This window comes from Xanthobacter autotrophicus, from assembly GCF_005871085.1.
Lineage (GTDB): Bacteria > Pseudomonadota > Alphaproteobacteria > Rhizobiales > Xanthobacteraceae > Xanthobacter > Xanthobacter autotrophicus.
The window spans coordinates 38251-54511 of record NZ_VAUP01000004.1; the positions used below are offsets into that span (position 1 = coordinate 38251).

Consider the following 16261-nt stretch of genomic DNA (forward strand, 5'->3'; position numbering starts at 1 on the left):
TCGTTGGCCTGCCGAGGCTCGCGGTTTCGCGCTCCAGCGCCTGCTGCTGTTCGCCAAGCAGAGGGTGGATGGCGTCTGCCAGCGGCGCTTCTGCGAACGCGGGTTGCCTCCTGCCGCGCGAGCGGCGAGGGGGCGCCGAAGGCGTGATCTGCGGCTCTGTATCCTCAAACCGGCGCGAGGCACTTTTGACCGCTGCAGAGGCGGAGACGCGCGAGCCTGCGATCAGGCGGGCGAATTCGACCGTGTCGCAGGTGTTTCATTCGCGCAAATGTGGGCCAGAAGGCGTGTCAACCAGCCACGGGACGTCGGCCTGCCGAGAGGAATTGTCGGGCGAGGTCATGGCGAACAGCAATTAATTGCTTCTAAGCCGGGGCGATAGCGCTTTCGATGCCAAGATAATCAGACACCTCCACCAGAAAGACCGGGACATGCAGCATTTCAAGCTCTGCAGCCTTTTGGCTGCGGCACTCCTGATGGCGCCGCTTTCAGGTGCCGATTCGGCCGAACTGGTGAAGACCCGTCTGGCGCAGAACCTGTCGCCGATCTCGGCCCTCCCGATCGTGGCCAAGGCGCAGGGCCTGTTCGAGAAGGAGGGGCTGGACGTAACGGTGAGCAATTTCACCAGTGGCAAGCAGGCGCTCGACACGGTGATCGGCGGCGGCGCGGACATCGCCACCACCGCGGAAGCGCCGGTAACGGCCGCCGCCATGGCAGGGCAGCCCATCGCCTTCGTCGCGGGCATGGAATATTCGGATGTGAAGACGCTGACCGCGAAGAAGGCGGCCATCAGGACCATCGCCGATCTCAAGGGTAAGAAGATTGCCTACACCGCCGGCACCGGCAGCGAGGTCTATACGACCGAGCTCCTGAAGAAGGCCGGGCTCACCGCCAAGGACGTGACGCTCGTCAATCTGAAGCCGCAGGAGATGCTGCCCGCGCTCGCCGCCGGCAGCATCGACGCATTCGACACCTGGGAGCCCCACATCGCCAACGGCAAGAAGGCGCTCGGCGACGAGGTCGTGCTGCTGGACACCAAGGGCGTCTATTCCGAGACCTTCAACATCGTGGTGATGCAGGATTACCTGAAGGCCAATCCGCAAATCGTCACGAAATTCCTCGCCGCGCTCATCGCCGCCGAGGCATGGGTGAAGGCGCATCCCGAAGAGGCCATGGAGATCGTCTCCAAGGCGGTGGGCATGAAGGCCGAAGAGCTGAAGCCGATCTGGAACGACTACGTCTACAAGGTTGGTATCGGCCCCAAGCAGATCGACGCCCTCAAGGCGCACGCCCAGTGGCGTCTTGATACCAAGAACCATCCGCCCGGCGTAACTGCCGTGCCGGACTTCGCCGTGGTGCTCTTTCCCGAGCCCCTGCGTGCGCTTGACGCCGCCCGCGTCAACTACAAGCTCAACTGAAGCGCCGGCGTCATGGCGGACATATCCACCTCGGCGGTCGTTCCGCCACGCGCGGCAGGCTCGCTGGCTGCTTCGGGGGCTAAGCGGCGGCGCGATGCCCGGCTGCGCCAACGGCTCAATATGGCCGTGGGCCTCGTCTCCATCCCCCTGTTCCTGCTGCTATGGCAGCTGATCGCGCAGGCAAAGATCGTCAATCCAATCCTCTTCCCCGCGCCCACCGTGGTGGCGCGGGCGGCGATGGAGTGGGTGGCGAGCGGCGAGTTCGCCCAAGACCTGGCAGCGAGCCTGAAACGGGTCGCCACCGGCTACGTGGTCGGCTCCATCGTCGGAGTGGGATGCGGCCTGCTCACCGGGCGCTCGGCCTTCTTCTCCGGCCTGCTCGGCCCGCTGTTCCAGGTGTTGCGGCCCATCCCGCCCATCGCCTTCGTTTCCATCGTCATCCTGTGGTTCGGATTGTCGGAGAGCGGCAAGGTCTTCCTGATCGTCTGGGGCGTCTTCTTCACCGTCTGGCTCTCCACCCATCTCGGCGTTCAGAAGGTGGACCAGGGGCTGGTGCGCGCCGCCCAGATGCTGGGCACGCCACGGCGCAGGCTGGTCGGCGAGGTGGTGCTGCTCAGCGCGCTGCCCTTCATCGTGGTCGGGCTGCGCACGGCGGTCGGAATTTCCTTCTACACGCTGGTGGCGGCCGAGCTGGCGGGGGCCTTCGCCGGCATCTTCTATCGCATCCAGCTGGCCCAGCAGAACATGCAGACCGGGCTTGTCTTCGCCGGCCTGGCCGCGCTGGGGCTGATCTCCTTCATCGCCGATCGCTGCTTTGCGATGCTGGCGCAGCGGCTGGTGTGGTGGCGATGAGCATCATCTCCATGATCCGCAAGCCCGCGCCTATCCCGCTGCGCCAGACCGGCGAGGTCGAGATAGACGTCCGCGATGTCACCATCGCCTTCGAGCGCGACGGCGGCGAACTCGTGCCCGCTGTGGACCGTGTCTCGTTCCAGGTGCGCCGGGGCGAGTTCATCTGCCTGCTGGGACCTTCGGGATGTGGCAAGTCCACCCTGCTCAACGCCGTCGCCGGTTTCGAGAGCCCATATGAGGGCGAGGTGGTTGTGGCCGGAAAGTCCGTGACCGGGCCTGGACCGGATCGCGGCGTGGTCTTCCAGCAGCCCCGTCTGTTCCCGTGGAAGTCGGTGAAGGCGAACGTGGCGCACGGCCCGCGCATGGCCGGCAAGTCCCGTGCCGAGGCCGGCGCCATCGCCGACGAGCTGATCGAGATGGTCGGCCTCACCCGCTCCGCCAACGCTCTGCCGCATACCCTCTCTGGTGGCATGCAGCAGCGCGTCGCCATCGCCCGGGCGCTGGCCAACCGGCCGGGCATTCTCCTGATGGACGAGCCGTTCGGCGCTCTCGACGCCCAGACCCGGTCGGTGATGCAGGAAAGCCTGCTCCGGCTGTGGGCGCAGCTGGACACGACCATCCTCTTCGTCACCCACGACATCGACGAGGCCGTGCTGCTGGCGGACCGGGTTCTGGTCATGTCGGCGGGCCCCGGCCGGATCATCCGTGACGTGGCCGTGGACATTCCGCGGCCACGCACCATCGAGACGACTCTGGGCGCCGATTTCCAGGCGCTCCGCCGGGAATGTCTCGATCTTATCCGCCAGCAGAGCCAGAAGGCTTTCGAAGGGAACACTGATGCTTGATATCGTTGCCGCCAAGGCCCGCCCCGCGCGCGACGGCTTCGCGACGGCGCGCGCAGCGCTTGCGGACGGTGCAGATCCGGTCGCGCTGGCGCTCGCGGCGGCGGATCGCGCGCAGGCCGCCGCGGGGGACGGCATCTTCACCGCGCTCGTGCCCCGCGACGTGGTTGAGCGAAACGCTGCCGCCGCCGCGGCCCGCGCCGCCGCAGGTGAACATCTGCCGCTGCTCGGCCTCACCTTCGCGGTGAAGGACAATCTGCATGTCGCTGGCATGGCGACCACGCTCAATTGTCCGGTCGTCGCGCTGATGCCGCAGGAGAGCGCGCTCGCCATCACCCGGCTGGAGGCGGCGGGTGCAGTGCTCATCGGCAAGAACACCATGGACCAGTTCGCGACGGGCCTGAACGGCACGCGCAGCCCCGATCCCCTGTGCCGGAACGCTATCGACCCCGCCTTCATTCCCGGCGGGTCCAGTTCCGGCTCCGCGGTGGCGGTGGCGGCAGGCATCGTCTCCTTCTCGCTCGGCAGCGACACCGGCGGATCGGGCCGCGTTCCCGCCGCCTGCAACGGCATCGTCGGCATGAAGCCCACGGTGGGGCTCGTGAGCACGCGCGGCGCCGTCTACAACAGCCGCCTGCTGGATTGCATTCCCATCTTCGCCGCCAACGTGGAGGACGCGAGCGAGATCCTCGCCTTGATCGCCGGCTACGACCCGCTCGATCCCTGGAGCCGCCGCGATGCCGACGACATCCAGATCGCGCCGGTCCCGGCGCCATCCATGCGCCTCGTCATCCCGCGCCGCGACCAGATGCGCTTCTTCGGCGACGTCGAGGCGGAGGCGGCCTTCGCCGCCAATCTCGACCGCCTGCGGAGCCTCGGTTTCACGCTGGACGAGATCGATTTCGCCCCATTCGAGGAGGCCGGCCGGCTGGTTTTCCAGTCCGCCCTCGTGGCCGAGCGTCTCGTGGAATATGATGAGGTGATCACCGCCCACCGCGACGCCATCCACCCCGCCGCGCTCGCCGCCATCGAGCCGGGACGCGGCTATTCCGCCAAGGAGGCGTTCGAGACGCTCTATCGGATGCGCGAGCTTAAGCGCGCTGCCGAGCTCGCGCTCGTCGATTATGCCGCTTTTGTTACGCCCACGGTGCCGACCATCTACACCATCGAGGAGATGCTGGCCGATCCCATGACGCGCAATGCGGCGATGGGTGCCTACACCTATTTCGTCAATCCCATGGATCTGTGTGTCGTGGCGGCGCCTGGCGCCCCGGCGCGCGCGGGCTTGCCGTCCTCGCTCAGCTTTATCGGCCTCGCCGGACGCGATGGCGTGGTCGCCGGCCTCGCCGCACGGTTCCTGCAGCCTGACTGAAAGCGCGCCGCCGCCCCTGCTCGACCGATTGGGGGCGGTGCCGGGCTTGGCACACGGGCTTTTGCACACGGGCTTGGCGCGCGGCGGCCGGAAGGGTGATGCCCAGCCGCGTCGCCAGTGTTGCCGCGCTGATTATGACCTCGGCACGGTGGCGCCCTGCTGCTGGGCGAAGGCCTTCAAGGTCTCTGAGCGGATGTGGGGGAAGCACGCGCGCTTGTTGGCCAGATCCGCCCGGGTCTGGGCATCGAGGGCGCCGAAGGGCTCGTCCATGAGCAGCACCCGGGGATAATTGGCGAGCGCCCGCGCGATGCCAGCGCGCTGCTGCATGCCGCCGGACAGCTCGGACGGATAGTGTTTCTCGAAGGACGACAAGCCCACGAGGGACAGGAAGGTGCGCGCCGTACGCTCCGCCGCGGCGGGACTGCCGCTGGACGTCAGGGGACCGAAGGCCACGTTGTCCAGGACGCTTTTCCAGGGAAACAGCGTCGCCTGCTGGAAGACCATGCCCCGGTCGGCACCCTGCCCCGCGATGGTTTCGCCATCCACCTCCAGAAGCCCGCGCGCGGCCGGAACGAATCCGGCTACCGCATTGAGCACCGTGGACTTGCCGCAGCCGGACGGACCGAGCACGCAGACGAATTCGCCCGGTGCCACGTCAAGGTCGAAGCGCTCCACCACGGTGCGCCGGGCCGCGCCCTCCCCGCCCCGGCAGCGGGGCGAGGTGCGAGGGCGCGGGGACGGGCGCGGCCATCGGCGCGCCTTCCGTGAAGGCGCTCATTTGCCGAGCGCCTTCACGAGGTAGGACGGATCGATGAAGGCCGCATAGCCGGCGCGCACCGTCACCGACGGGAGCCGTCCCTGGTCCTTCAGGAAGGTGGCGGTAGCGAGCACGGTGTCGGCGAACTGGCCGATCTGGCCCGGCGTGCCCAGATAGTCCTTCGTGAGTTGCTCCGGGCAGGGCACGATCGTGGTGCCCTTCATCATGCGCTCGGCATCCTCGGCCGGCAGGGACAGTTCCTTGGCGATGATGTCCACCGTCTCCTTCGGATGCTTCAGCCAGTAGTCGATGCCCTCGCACTCCGCCTTCACATAGGCCACCACCTGATCGGGATACTTGGCGGCGAATTCGTTCATCACGACGCCCACGTCCCACGTGGGGTAGCCGCGCTTTGCCATCTCGCCGCTGGTGAGGAAGATCTCGCCGCCATTCTTCACGATCTGGTCGAGGTTGGGCTCCCAGATCCAGGGTGCGCGCGGCGCCCGTGCCCGCGGGCAAAGGTACTGCGAAGAGCGGGGGACGGCAGCTGATCTTCCGCCAGAAAGTGGACCGGGCTCGATTGTCCCCTTCCGCGCTGGTGGCAACTGCGGTGTGTCTGCGCCTGCTGAGGGCGAGCATGACCGCAATCGAGCTTATGAACACGACGGGCTCGTCAGGGTGCGTTCGATGCGCCACAACCGCATATCAATCGGCGCGGAGAACCGACGGTGTCATGCCATTTGCGGACATTGCGCTTGCCTGCGGCTCGGTCGCAGAGTGCAAAATCCAGATAAGCCTTTGATTTTGTGGTGCCGCGGAGAGGATTCGAACCTCCGACCCACGCATTACGAATGCGTTGCTCTACCAGCTGAGCTACCGCGGCACGGAGGCACTCTTTACGGGTAGGGCGGGATGTTTTCAAGGCCCTCTCTGCGTCAAAGCCGCGCTGTGTACGCCCGCCTTCCGCTGCTCGGCAGCGATGCTCCGTCGAGGGGGGCGGCGCGGCGGCAGAAAGGAGGCGGGCCGGTGTGCGCGCGATGCCCGCCGGAGGACGGAGCCCTTCCGGCGGGCACGGTGTATGGATCGGCGGCAGCAAGCCGGTCCGACGACTCCGTCAATAGGTGAGGACCGACGGCAGGTCCTTGGCCTGCGCGACCCACTTCTCCACCATGCTGGCGGTGGGCAGGGCGCGCACCAGCTTCTTCTGGGCGTTCACGTCCGCCAGGGCCTTGGTGAGGTTGGCGGGAACGCGCGTCTTCAGCTCCTTCACGGTGTCGACGCCGGCGGCTTCCAGAAGCTCGGAATATTCCTCGCCCACGCCCTTGATGCGCATCAGGTCGGCCATGTTGGCCCATTTGAGGATGCGGCTCTCGTCGATACCGGTAGCGGCCGCAAGCTCCTTGCGACCCTTGGGCGACTTGGCCTTTTCCAGCAGAGCATCCGTGGTGGTGATGCCGGCGCTCTTCAGCTTGTCCGCGAACACCGCCCCGATGCCCTCGATGTCGATAATCGGATAGGACATGCGTTTCCCCTTATCGCGGCCGGCTTGCGCGCCGGCGGGTAAGATCACGCCACAACCTGCGGCCGAGTCAATCGCTGCCGGTCACACCACCTGCCGCAGGCCGGGGACGGCACGCACCAGACGATTCACGGGCTCTTCGCCAACTGTCGTGCGGGCATAGGCTACGATCTCGTGCACCGCGAACTGGACCTGGGCCATGGTGAGGCCGTGGGCCATCATCCGGTCGGCCACCAGCATCAGGCGGGCCATTCCGCCGAAATGGCGCTCGGAAAGTTCGGTGACGTCCACCTCGGGGGCCTCGGCTGTCAGGGCTTCGGCCCAGGGATGCACCGCGAACAGGGGCGCGAGCAGGTCGGCGGGCGCCTCCTTGCCGAGAAACTGGATGACGATGACCACCACCGCGCGCGCCGTGGTCTCGTCCACGTCGAGCCGCGTCCGAAGGTATGCGACCAGATCGTCCATGCACGCTCCTTCGCCTGCGCCTTGCACCGCATCGCCGGGCAGGCGGGTCGGCACAGTGCAGGCGCCCGGGCCCGCACGCAAGGGCGGGTCCGGGCCGGATGCAGGGCAGGGGACGGCCCGGGGCGCCGGTTCAATTTGCTTGCCGGCCGGGCAGGGGCAGGTGAAAACTCCGGATTGAGGAGACCCCGGCCGCATCCGGCGATTCGTCGCTGCCGCATGCGCCGATGCGAGGCTCGCGTCGAGGAGTACCGAATGGCACGCACCCCTTCCAGCCGCTCGCCCGCCACCCGCACCCCCGCCACCGGCCCGCGAACGGGCAAGGTGCCGGCGTCGGGCGCGGCGGCCCCGACCTCTGCGGAGCCGGCCCAGCCGAAGGCCAATCCCTGGGGGCCGGCGGTGCAGAGCGAAGGCGACGGCCGTATCCTGGTGGGCCGCAGCTTCCTCGGCCGCAGCGAAGCCGCCAAGGCGGGCACCAGTGCCAAGGATGAATATCTCACCTTGCGCCTCGCCAACCGCCACGGCCTGGTGACCGGCGCCACCGGCACCGGCAAGACCGTGACGCTGCAGGTCCTGGCGGAGGGATTCGCGCGGGCCGGGGTGCCGGTGTTCGCCGCCGACATCAAGGGCGACCTCTCCGGCGTGGCGGCCCTCGGTGTGGCCAAGGACTTCCTCATCGAGCGGGCGCACGAGGTGGGGCTCACCTACACCCCCGACAGCTTCCCGGTGATCTTCTGGGACCTTTTCGGCGAGCAGGGCCACCCCATCCGTGCCACCGTGTCGGAGATGGGGCCGCTGCTTCTCGCGCGCCTCATGGGCCTCAACGACACCCAGGAGGGCGTGCTCAACATCGTGTTCCGCCTGGCCGACGAGCAGGGCCTGCCGATCCTCGACCTGAAGGATCTCAGAGCGATGCTGGCCGAGGTGGCCCAGAGCGCCGCCACCCTCACCGCCAAGTATGGCAACGTCTCCACCCAGAGCGTCGGGGCCATACAGCGCCAACTGCTGGTTCTGGAAAATCAGGGGGCGGACAAGTTCTTCGGCGAGCCAGCCCTGAACATCGCCGACCTCATGCGGGTGGACCGCTCGGGCTATGGCACCATCTCGGTGCTGGCGGCGGACAAGCTGATGGGCGCGCCGCGGCTCTATGCCTGCTTCCTGCTGTGGCTTCTGTCCGAACTCTTCGAGCGTCTGCCCGAGGTGGGCGACCCGGACAAGCCGAAGCTTGTCTTCTTCTTCGACGAGGCGCACCTCCTGTTCGACGAGGCGCCCAAGGCGCTGCTCGACAAGGTGGAGCAGGTGGTCCGTCTCATCCGCTCCAAGGGCGTTGGCGTTTATTTCGTCTCGCAGAACCCACTGGACATTCCCGAGAGCGTGCTCGCCCAGCTCGGCAACCGGGTTCAGCATGCCTTGCGCGCTTTCACCCCCCGCGACCAGAAGGCGGTGAAGGCCGCGGCCGAGACCTTCCGGCCCAATCCCGATCTCGACACCGCACAGGTCATCATGGAACTGGGCAAGGGCGAGGCGCTGGTGTCCATGCTGGAGGGCAATGGCGTGCCTTCCATGGTGGAGCGCACCCTCATCCGCCCGCCCTCCGGCCGCATCGGTCCGCTGAGCGCGGACGAGCGCGCGGCGGTCATGGCCGGGAGCCCGGTGGGACACATCTATGATGCGCCCATCGATCGCGAATCGGCGTTCGAGATGTTGCAGAAGCGCATCGAGGAGAAGGCTGCCCCGCAGGAGGCCGCGGCTTCCGATGGCGGTGGCTTTCTCGGCGGGGTGCTCGACAGCGTGCTTGGCACAGGTGCATCCGCCGGCAAGGCGCCTTCCGGCACGGCGCGCAGCGGCGGCCGGGCCAGCACCCGCATGACCACCACCGAGGTCGTGGTGAATCAGGTGGCACGAACCGTGGCCTCGGGACTCGGCCGGGCCATCCTGCGCGGCATCCTCGGCTCCATCCGTCGCTAAGGCGTAGCCGCGCGGGTTTGAACGACATTTTGTGCCGTTCAGGAGGTCGGGAAACGTATTCTGTTGCTTTGGTGCGCTCCAGGCGGTATAATCATGGTATTCCAGTGGGATTGCGGGGTCGCACTGGGGAGCTGCTCAACGCGCGTGCCAGAGCCCTGCCCTTCAGGCGGAATCTTCTCCGGCGCGCCTCGACTTGGAGCGCCTCATGAAGGTGTTGCCGATCGCCCGCATTCTTCTGGTTGATTCCCATATGGAACGTCGCCTTGCGACCAAAGCCGCCCTGACCGCGCTCGGCGTGGGATCAGTGCGCGAGGTCGCTGCGTTCGACGAAGTGACTGATCCCGCAGTTCTGGGATCGGCGGACGTGCTCGTCGTTCAGGTGGATGATCCAGAGGATGCTCCTGCCAATCCCTTCCGCTTCGGGGCCGGCATTCCTGCCGTGCTCATCGCGGAAGTCCCGGCCCAGCTTCTCGTGCGGGCCGCAAGCCGTGCCGGCTATGACGCCGCGCTTGGCGCGCCGCTCGCGCCGCGGCTGCTCTACCGACGAATCGGCTCGGTGATGCAACGCGCACGCCGGCTGGCGCGTCCGGCTCTAGCCGCCGTTGCGCAGCCGACCGGGGACCTCGTCAGCGCCGGCTGATCTTCCCGCCGGTGATCGCGTTTTTCGCTTAAGACGAGATCTTCGCATCAGCCGGACCAAATCCGGCTGGTGCCCGATTCTGGTGCGCCGCCCCAACTCAACGGGGCGCGGCGTGTCATGTCCGCCGTGATATCTTGTCCACCATGATATCCTGCCGGTCAGGGCTTCCCCGTGCAGGGGGCTCTCCCATGATGGCGTCTTGCCAGAAGCGTGTGAGGAAGCCAGCATCCGTCGCGATTCCGGGCCGGGCATGGCCCGCGACGGAGGCCCTGATGGCGGATGAAACCCTCGACGCGATGCGCCTCAATGCAGCGCAGCTTGATGCAACCCTCAAGGCCGTCGACGACGGGCTGGACACCGCGCTCGCGCGGCTGTTCGATTTTTTGAAGATCGCGTCCATCTCCACGGATCCCGCCCACAAGGCGGCCTGCGCGCAAGCTGCGGAATGGGCGGCTGGCGAATTGCGCGCGCTCGGCTTCGCCGCCACGGTTCACCCGACGCCCGGCCATCCGGTGGTGGTTGCCCGCACCGACACGGGGGCGCCGCGTCGGGTGCTGTTCTACGGCCATTACGACGTGCAGCCGGTGGACCCGCTGAGCCTGTGGGAGACCCCGCCGTTCGAGCCGCGCCTTGGCGCGACGCCGGACGGCCGCAAGACCATCGTTGCCCGCGGCGCCTGCGACGACAAGGGGCAGGTGCTGACCTTCCTTGAGGCCTTGCGCGCCTTCAAATCGTCCGGGACCGGCGCGCCGGTGGATGTCACCGTGCTGCTGGAGGGGGAGGAGGAGTGCGGCTCGCCCAACCTGCCGGCCTTCCTCGCGGCCCACGCCTCCGAGCTTTCCGCCGACCTTGCCCTGGTCTGCGACACCGGCATGTGGGACCCCAGGACGCCCTCCATCACCACGGCGCTGCGCGGCATTCTCCATACCGAGCTGACCATCGTGGGCGCTGACCGGGACCTGCACTCCGGCCTGTTCGGCGGAGCGGCGCGCAACCCTATCCATGTGCTGGCAGGCCTCATCGCCGACGCCCATGATGCGTCCGGCCGGGTGACGCTGCCGGGCTTCTACGACGACGTGCGCGAGATGCCCGCCGAGGTGCGCCAGCGCTGGGAAAGCCTCGGCCTCACCGCCGAGGCTTTCCTTAATCCGGTGGGCCTTGGGATTGCCGCAGGCGAGAGCGACCGACTGGTCATCGAGCAGATCCAGTCGCGGCCCACCTTCGAGGTGAACGGCATGTTCGGCGGCTATACCGGCGCCGGCACCAAGACCATCATTCCCGCGCGGGCCACCGCCAAGATCTCGTTCCGGCTGGTGGCGGACCAGGACCCGGCGACGATCCGCGCCGGCTTCGAGGCCTTCGTCGCCGCGCGGGTGCCGGCGGATTGCGAAGCCGTCTTCACCTGGGGCGAGGGCGCTCGCGCCTTCCTGGTGCCGCCGGAGAGCCCGGACCTCTCCCGTGCCGCCGCAGCCCTTTCAGCGGAGTGGGGCGTCGCACCGGTCACCGTCGGCTCGGGCGGGTCGATTCCCGTGGTGGGCCAGTTCAAGGACCTTTTGGGGGTCGACACCCTGCTCATCGGCTTCGGACTTGATGACGATCGGGTACATTCCCCCAACGAGAAATACGACCTCACGTCATTCCACAAGGGCACCCGCAGCTGGGTGCGCATTCTTAACGCCCTCGCCTGAGGCTAATGGTCATGGTTCCGATCTCTTGCACCTGACGTTGCGCGCCCACTTTTGTGCGGCGCGCAATCGTGCGAGGAAGGCCGGGCCAGATCGGCGGAATGCCCCCCAAGGATGCGCCAGACGTAGCCTTCAGACGCCCCAAGGACGCCCCCCATGGAACGCCCTGCGCCCAAGATGGATGCCGAAGGCCTGCTCTCAGCCTGGCAATTTGACGGCCGGGGCGGTGCAACCCGTCTGCCACTCGATCGGGCGCTGGTGGAACCGGCGCCGGAAGGCGGCGGCTTCATCTGGCTGCATTTCCGCTATCTGCCACGCGCGCCACAGACCTGGCTGCGGCAGGAGAGCAGCCTTGACCCCTCGGTGGTGGAGTCCATCGCCGAGGATGATTGCCGGCCGCGCTGCGCCATGTTCGCGGAAGGCTCGCTCTTGTCCCTGCGCGGTATCAATTTGCAGCGCAATGCCCTGCCGGAAGAGCTGATCACCGTGCATCTGTGGGTGGATGCGCGGCGCGTGCTTTCGGTGCAGCACGATTTCCTTTCCGCCATCGCGGATTTCGAGGACGCGCTCGCCCGTGGCCGCTGCCCGCGTTCGCAGGGCGAGTTCGTGGCCGACCTGTCCACGCGTCTCGTGGAGCGGGTGGATGCGGTGGTGGACAAGTTGATCGACGAGGCGGACGAGCTGGAAGACGCGGTGCTGTCCGTCGTCGCCTCCGAGATGCTGCCGAAGATCGCCATCCTGCGCCGGGTGGCCATCAAGCTGCGCCGTCACATCGCGCCCCAGCGCGAGGCGCTCAACCATTTCGCCCTGGAAGACGACCCCTGGATGGGGCCGAAGGACAGGAACCGCTTACGCGACGCCGCCGACCGGGTGACGCGCTTCGCCGAGGAGCTGGACAGCGTGCGCGAGCGCGCCGGCATCATCCGCGAGCAAATGGTGGATACCCGGGCCGAGCAGATGAACAAGTCCATGCTCGTGCTCGCCGTGGTGACCGTGGTGTTCGCCCCCATGACGCTGATTTCCGGCATGTTCGGCATGAATGTGGGCGGCATTCCCGGCAATTCGGATCCCGAGGCTTTCTGGGCACTGGCCATCGCCATGCTGGTGCTGGGCTTCATCCTGCTGTGGCTGTTCCGGAAGCTGAAGTGGATCTGAGGCCGCAATAGCTGAACGTTACGGAAGTGTCGTCGGCCTGTCGCTGGGCCGTCAACGCTTGCGCGGCAGGTGGTGTGCGCATCGGACCCTCGGGAGGCTTTCCCCATGCGCACCGTGAAATCGTTTACCCTGAAATCGTTTGCCCTCGTGCTGCTCGCCGGCGTCGCCCTCGCCACGCCCGGCTTCGCCCAGGATAAGGTGGCATCTGACAAGGCTGTTTCAGCGGAAGGCTCGGCCTATCCGGCGACCCTGGTGGGACAGGCGGTGCTGCCCGCCGCCAGCTTCGTGCCCGCGCCCGCGGATGCGCCGGCCGATCTGAAGACCTCCGGCAAATTCACCAATGCCGACCGCAAGCGCATCGACCAGGTGGGCAGCGTGAAGGGCGTCAGCGTCCTCTCCGACAAGGCCGCCCCGCGCGAGACCGGACTGTCCCTGCCGTTCGAGGGGCAGCCGGTGCAGGGCTTCTCCGGCATCGTCTCGGAAGGCGACGGCCGGTTCTGGGTGCTCACCGATAACGGCTTCGGCTCCAAGGCCAATTCGCCCGACGCCATGCTGATGGCCCACCGCCTGAAGATGGACTTCAAGGACGGCAAGATCGAGCGGCTCGCCACCATCTTCCTGCATGACCCGGATCGGAAGGTGCCCTATCCCATCGTCATGGAGGGCACCGAGAAGCGCTATCTCACCGGTGCCGACTTTGACCTCGAATCGATCCAGGTGGTGGGCGACAGCATCTGGTTCGGCGAGGAGTTCGGCCCCTTCCTCGTCGAGACCGACCTTGCCGGCAAGGTGAAGGGCGTGTTCGAGACCAAGGTGGACGGCAAGCCGGCCCGCTCGCCCGACCATCCGGCGGTCAGCACCCCCTCTGCGCCGGACGGCAAGGTGGCGTTCAACGTCTATCGCTCCAAGGGCTTCGAGGGCATGGCAATGTCGCCCGACAAGACCAAGCTCTACGCCCTGCTCGAAGGCCCGCTGTTCGATGCGGCCGCCGGCGGCAAGGAGAAGGTGGGCGAGAGCGAGGTGCTGCGCATCGTCGAGTTCGACATCGCCAAGCGCGACTGGACCGGCCGGTCCTGGAAATACCCGCTGGCGGTGGCCGGCAACGCCATCGGCGACTTCAACATGATTGACGACACCCACGGCCTCATCATCGAGCGCGACAGCCTGGAGGGCTCGCGCTTCAAGGCCTGCGCCGAGAGCAAGGTGGAGCCGACCTGCTTCGACAAGCCCGCCAAGTTCAAGCGCGTCTACAAGGTGGAGTTCTCCCCCGAGACCGCCGGTCAGCTGGTGCGCAAGGTGGGCTATATCGACCTGCTGGCCATCAAGGATCCCAACGGCAAGGCGCGCCAGGGCGGCACCGAGGGCGTGCTCGACATGCCCTTCTTCACCATCGAGAACGTGGTGATGGTGAGCCCCACCGAGATCGTGGTGGGCAACGACAACAACCTGCCGTACTCCGCCGGCCGCAGCCCGCAGAAGAACGACGACAACGAGTTCGTCCTCCTTTCGGTGCCGGAACTGCTGAAGGGCAACTGAGCCTTTCGGCCTCGGTCTTCGACTGAGGTCAATCAGGCTACGCTCGAACGCCGCTCGGGCTTGAGCGATGGCGGGTGAGACCATCTCACCGGCGATCGTTTTAGCCCCCGCGCTCAAGCCGGATGATGGCTCGCAAACGATGAAGGCCGGGCACCTGAGTGCCCGGCCTTCATCGTTCGGGGATCCCCGCTCGCCTATTGGCCGGCGGCGAACACGCTGGGGAAGGGCCGGCCGCGCACATCAAAGACAGTGGCGTAGGTGACGCCTTCCCGCTCGATCTTGACCAGGGTCGGCGCCTTCACATCGGCGCAGTAGAACTCGCCGAGGCGCAGATAGAAGTCCGCGTTGCTGCTGTCATAGGTGGTTTCGTAGCGGGGGCCGAGTTCGGCTGCCGCAGCGAAATAGGGCCCGCACACCGCCACCCGCAGCTTGCGGCCCTGGGGCAGGGACCGGCGGTGCTGTTCCACATATTCGTCCAGCTCTTCGGTCGCCTGCTTGAAGGCGAGGCCCCAGTAATCGAGCATGAACTTGCTGTCGGCGCCCTGGATGCCGCCGGCCATGTGGTTGTAGTAAGTGTATTCATAGGGGTGCAGGTTGCGGAAAGCCGCCGCTGGCATGGCGAGGCCCACCAGGAAGGCGGCCGCCACGGCGCCGCGGGCAAGGCGCGGCAAGCGCTGCGCCTTCTCCCAAAGCCAGGCGGCGGCGATACCGCCGAGCAGGGCCAGGGCCGGCGTCACGAACACGAAGTGGCGGATGCCGTTATAGACCACCGGTCGCGCCGTCACCGTGAGCAGCACGGGGAAGAAGGCGGCGGTGACAACCAGCACCAGCCGGGCGCGCTTGGCCGGCGTGTCCTTGCCGAACAGGGCCGACACCACGGCGCCTGCAGCACCGGCCAGGGCAAGGCCCAGGAACAGTTCCGGCATCTGCACCGAGAACAGCGTGGGCACATAGGAGCGCGGCATATCGGGGACGAGGATCGGCCGACCCTCGAACATCTCGCGCCAGGGCACTTCCCAGAAGTTGGAATAATATTTCAGTGCCACAAGGGGGTTGAGCGGCTCAGCCACACCCCAGGGCCACAGGATGCCCAGCACGAAATAGGCGAGGGGCAGGCCGAGGGCGAGCAGGCCGGTGAAGCCGAGGCTGCGCTTCAGCGCCACCTTCAGGCCCAGATGGCGGGCCTCCGTGATGGCCAGGAAGCCGATGGCGGCAAGGATATAGACGCCGCACATCAGCCCCATCACCCGGGTGCCGATGGCAAGGCCGAGAGAGAGGCCGAACAGGGTGACCGTACGCGGGGAGGGATTGGGGAATTCGTCAAAGGCCCGCACCGTCGCGTAGAGCACGCCGGCGACGGCCACGGCGAAGGGCGCGTCCTTCACGTTCATGAAGATATGCCCGTAGAATAGTGGGCAGATCATCAGCAGCGCCATCGCCGCGAAGCCGCCCCAGGGGCCGGCGAGGCGGCGCCCGGTGCGCCAGACGATGAAGAAGCCGCCGACGCCCACCAGCGCGCCCAAAAGGCGGCGGATGTCGAACACGTCGACGAAGGGCATGGCCTTGGCGAGGGTGGCGGCGAGCAGATCGAAGCCGCCGCCATAATAATACAGGTTGACGAAGGAAAAGACCTTCCGCTGCGTCAGACCTGAAGAAAAGTAATTGTACAGCAGATCGCCGTACTGGGAATGGGTGAAGTCATCCCAGCCTAGCCCGTAATCGGAGAAGGTGAGGGCAGCGATGACGGTTACGGCCGCAAGCAGGATGACGGCGCAGGCATCCGCAACCGCGCCTGGCCGACGATCGATCTCTAGGAACGACATGAAAGGAGGACCCCGACGGACGACCAAATCTTCCTGTGCACACCCACCGGTTGAAGCCGAATGCTTCCTTATTCTTCGGGTAGGCGTATTATCCTACCGCAGCCGATGAGGCGCGTCACAGCTAAGATGGAGTAGCGTCCAATCGCAACAAAATTATGCTGTGCATTGCAAAATTTTGAGGCAAATCCGGTGTGAAATTGCGGCGGATTGCCCTCGTGACACAAGGAGAGGTGTC

At 66.8% G+C, this 16261-nt stretch carries 13 protein-coding genes, 1 tRNA gene and 1 pseudogene; 9 read left to right on the plus strand and 6 right to left on the minus strand.

The annotated features are described in order from the left end of the window. The first annotated feature begins 428 nt into the window (after positions 1–428). Genes FBQ73_RS01205 through FBQ73_RS01220 form a run of 4 tightly spaced genes read left to right on the plus strand, consistent with a single transcriptional unit; the run spans position 429 to position 4481 of the window. Complete coding sequence (locus FBQ73_RS01205; RefSeq protein ID WP_138397709.1) at positions 429–1415, plus strand: ABC transporter substrate-binding protein; 987 nt, start codon at positions 429–431, stop codon at positions 1413–1415. A 12-nt stretch (positions 1416–1427) separates the two neighbouring features. Next, complete coding sequence (locus FBQ73_RS01210; protein WP_138397710.1) at positions 1428–2267, plus strand: ABC transporter permease; 840 nt, start codon at positions 1428–1430, stop codon at positions 2265–2267. After that, the gene (locus FBQ73_RS01215) at positions 2264–3112 is read left to right on the plus strand and encodes an ABC transporter ATP-binding protein (RefSeq protein ID WP_138397711.1); all 849 of its coding nucleotides are present in this window, start codon (positions 2264–2266) and stop codon (positions 3110–3112) included. The genes FBQ73_RS01210 and FBQ73_RS01215 overlap by 4 nt, the downstream gene beginning before the upstream one ends. Next, positions 3105–4481 (plus strand): amidase family protein, encoded by a 1377-nt coding sequence (locus FBQ73_RS01220; protein ID WP_138397712.1) that lies wholly within the window; start codon positions 3105–3107, stop codon positions 4479–4481. Before FBQ73_RS01215 ends, FBQ73_RS01220 begins: the two co-directional genes overlap by 8 nt. A 231-nt stretch (positions 4482–4712) precedes the next feature. On the opposite strand, the pseudogene FBQ73_RS01225 reads toward FBQ73_RS01220, so the two are convergent. From FBQ73_RS01225 to FBQ73_RS01245, 5 genes and pseudogenes are all read right to left on the minus strand, one after another. Further along, positions 4713–5159, minus strand: a pseudogene (locus tag FBQ73_RS01225) (ABC transporter ATP-binding protein); the annotation flags it as partial. 96 nt (positions 5160–5255) lie between these two features. Continuing rightward, complete coding sequence (locus FBQ73_RS01230) at positions 5256–5696, minus strand: hypothetical protein (protein WP_138397714.1); 441 nt, start codon at positions 5694–5696, stop codon at positions 5256–5258. Positions 5697–6045: 349 nt separating this feature from the next. Further along, positions 6046–6121 (minus strand) — tRNA-Thr (locus tag FBQ73_RS01235). A gap of 231 nt (positions 6122–6352) precedes the next feature. Then, a complete protein-coding gene (locus FBQ73_RS01240; RefSeq protein ID WP_138397715.1) occupies positions 6353–6760 on the minus strand; it encodes a DUF4332 domain-containing protein in 408 nt (135 codons plus the stop codon). Positions 6761–6841: 81 nt separating this feature from the next. Further along, positions 6842–7222, minus strand: a complete 381-nt coding sequence (locus tag FBQ73_RS01245) for a hypothetical protein (RefSeq protein WP_138397716.1) — start codon at positions 7220–7222, stop codon at positions 6842–6844. Between the two features lie 252 nt (positions 7223–7474). Here FBQ73_RS01245 and FBQ73_RS01250 point away from each other — a divergent pair, with 252 nt between their 5' ends. From FBQ73_RS01250 to FBQ73_RS01270, 5 genes are all read left to right on the plus strand, one after another. Next, the gene (locus tag FBQ73_RS01250; protein WP_138397717.1) at positions 7475–9187 is read left to right on the plus strand and encodes a helicase HerA-like C-terminal domain-containing protein; all 1713 of its coding nucleotides are present in this window, start codon (positions 7475–7477) and stop codon (positions 9185–9187) included. A 205-nt stretch (positions 9188–9392) separates the two neighbouring features. Beyond that, positions 9393–9827, plus strand: coding sequence for an ANTAR domain-containing protein (locus FBQ73_RS01255; protein ID WP_138397718.1), 435 nt, complete (start codon positions 9393–9395; stop codon positions 9825–9827). 272 nt (positions 9828–10099) lie between these two features. Then, complete coding sequence (locus tag FBQ73_RS01260) at positions 10100–11515, plus strand: M20/M25/M40 family metallo-hydrolase (RefSeq protein WP_392567211.1); 1416 nt, start codon at positions 10100–10102, stop codon at positions 11513–11515. 153 nt (positions 11516–11668) lie between these two features. Continuing rightward, positions 11669–12667 carry a zinc transporter ZntB gene (locus FBQ73_RS01265; RefSeq protein ID WP_138397719.1) on the plus strand — a complete coding sequence of 333 codons (999 nt, stop codon included), beginning with the start codon at positions 11669–11671 and terminating at the stop codon, positions 12665–12667. A gap of 105 nt (positions 12668–12772) precedes the next feature. Beyond that, on the plus strand, positions 12773–14203 hold the full coding sequence (locus FBQ73_RS01270; protein WP_138397720.1) for an esterase-like activity of phytase family protein: 1431 nt from the start codon (positions 12773–12775) through the stop codon (positions 14201–14203). A gap of 194 nt (positions 14204–14397) precedes the next feature. On the opposite strand, the gene FBQ73_RS01275 is transcribed toward FBQ73_RS01270, so the two are convergent. Then, the gene (locus FBQ73_RS01275) at positions 14398–16026 is read right to left on the minus strand and encodes an ArnT family glycosyltransferase (protein WP_138397721.1); all 1629 of its coding nucleotides are present in this window, start codon (positions 16024–16026) and stop codon (positions 14398–14400) included. Between the last annotated feature and the right edge of the window lie 235 nt (positions 16027–16261).

Coding starts and splice junctions, on each gene's coding strand:
- FBQ73_RS01205 (WP_138397709.1), top strand. CDS start 429: ATGCAGCATTTCAAGCTCTGCAGCCTTTTGGCTGCGGCACTCCTGATG.
- FBQ73_RS01210 (WP_138397710.1), top strand. CDS start 1,428: ATGGCGGACATATCCACCTCGGCGGTCGTTCCGCCACGCGCGGCAGGC.
- FBQ73_RS01215 (WP_138397711.1), top strand. CDS start 2,264: ATGAGCATCATCTCCATGATCCGCAAGCCCGCGCCTATCCCGCTGCGC.
- FBQ73_RS01220 (WP_138397712.1), top strand. CDS start 3,105: ATGCTTGATATCGTTGCCGCCAAGGCCCGCCCCGCGCGCGACGGCTTC.
- FBQ73_RS01240 (WP_138397715.1), bottom strand. CDS start 6,760: ATGTCCTATCCGATTATCGACATCGAGGGCATCGGGGCGGTGTTCGCG.
- FBQ73_RS01245 (WP_138397716.1), bottom strand. CDS start 7,222: ATGGACGATCTGGTCGCATACCTTCGGACGCGGCTCGACGTGGACGAG.
- FBQ73_RS01250 (WP_138397717.1), top strand. CDS start 7,475: ATGGCACGCACCCCTTCCAGCCGCTCGCCCGCCACCCGCACCCCCGCC.
- FBQ73_RS01255 (WP_138397718.1), top strand. CDS start 9,393: ATGAAGGTGTTGCCGATCGCCCGCATTCTTCTGGTTGATTCCCATATG.
- FBQ73_RS01260 (WP_392567211.1), top strand. CDS start 10,100: ATGGCGGATGAAACCCTCGACGCGATGCGCCTCAATGCAGCGCAGCTT.
- FBQ73_RS01265 (WP_138397719.1), top strand. CDS start 11,669: ATGGAACGCCCTGCGCCCAAGATGGATGCCGAAGGCCTGCTCTCAGCC.
- FBQ73_RS01270 (WP_138397720.1), top strand. CDS start 12,773: ATGCGCACCGTGAAATCGTTTACCCTGAAATCGTTTGCCCTCGTGCTG.
- FBQ73_RS01275 (WP_138397721.1), bottom strand. CDS start 16,026: ATGTCGTTCCTAGAGATCGATCGTCGGCCAGGCGCGGTTGCGGATGCC.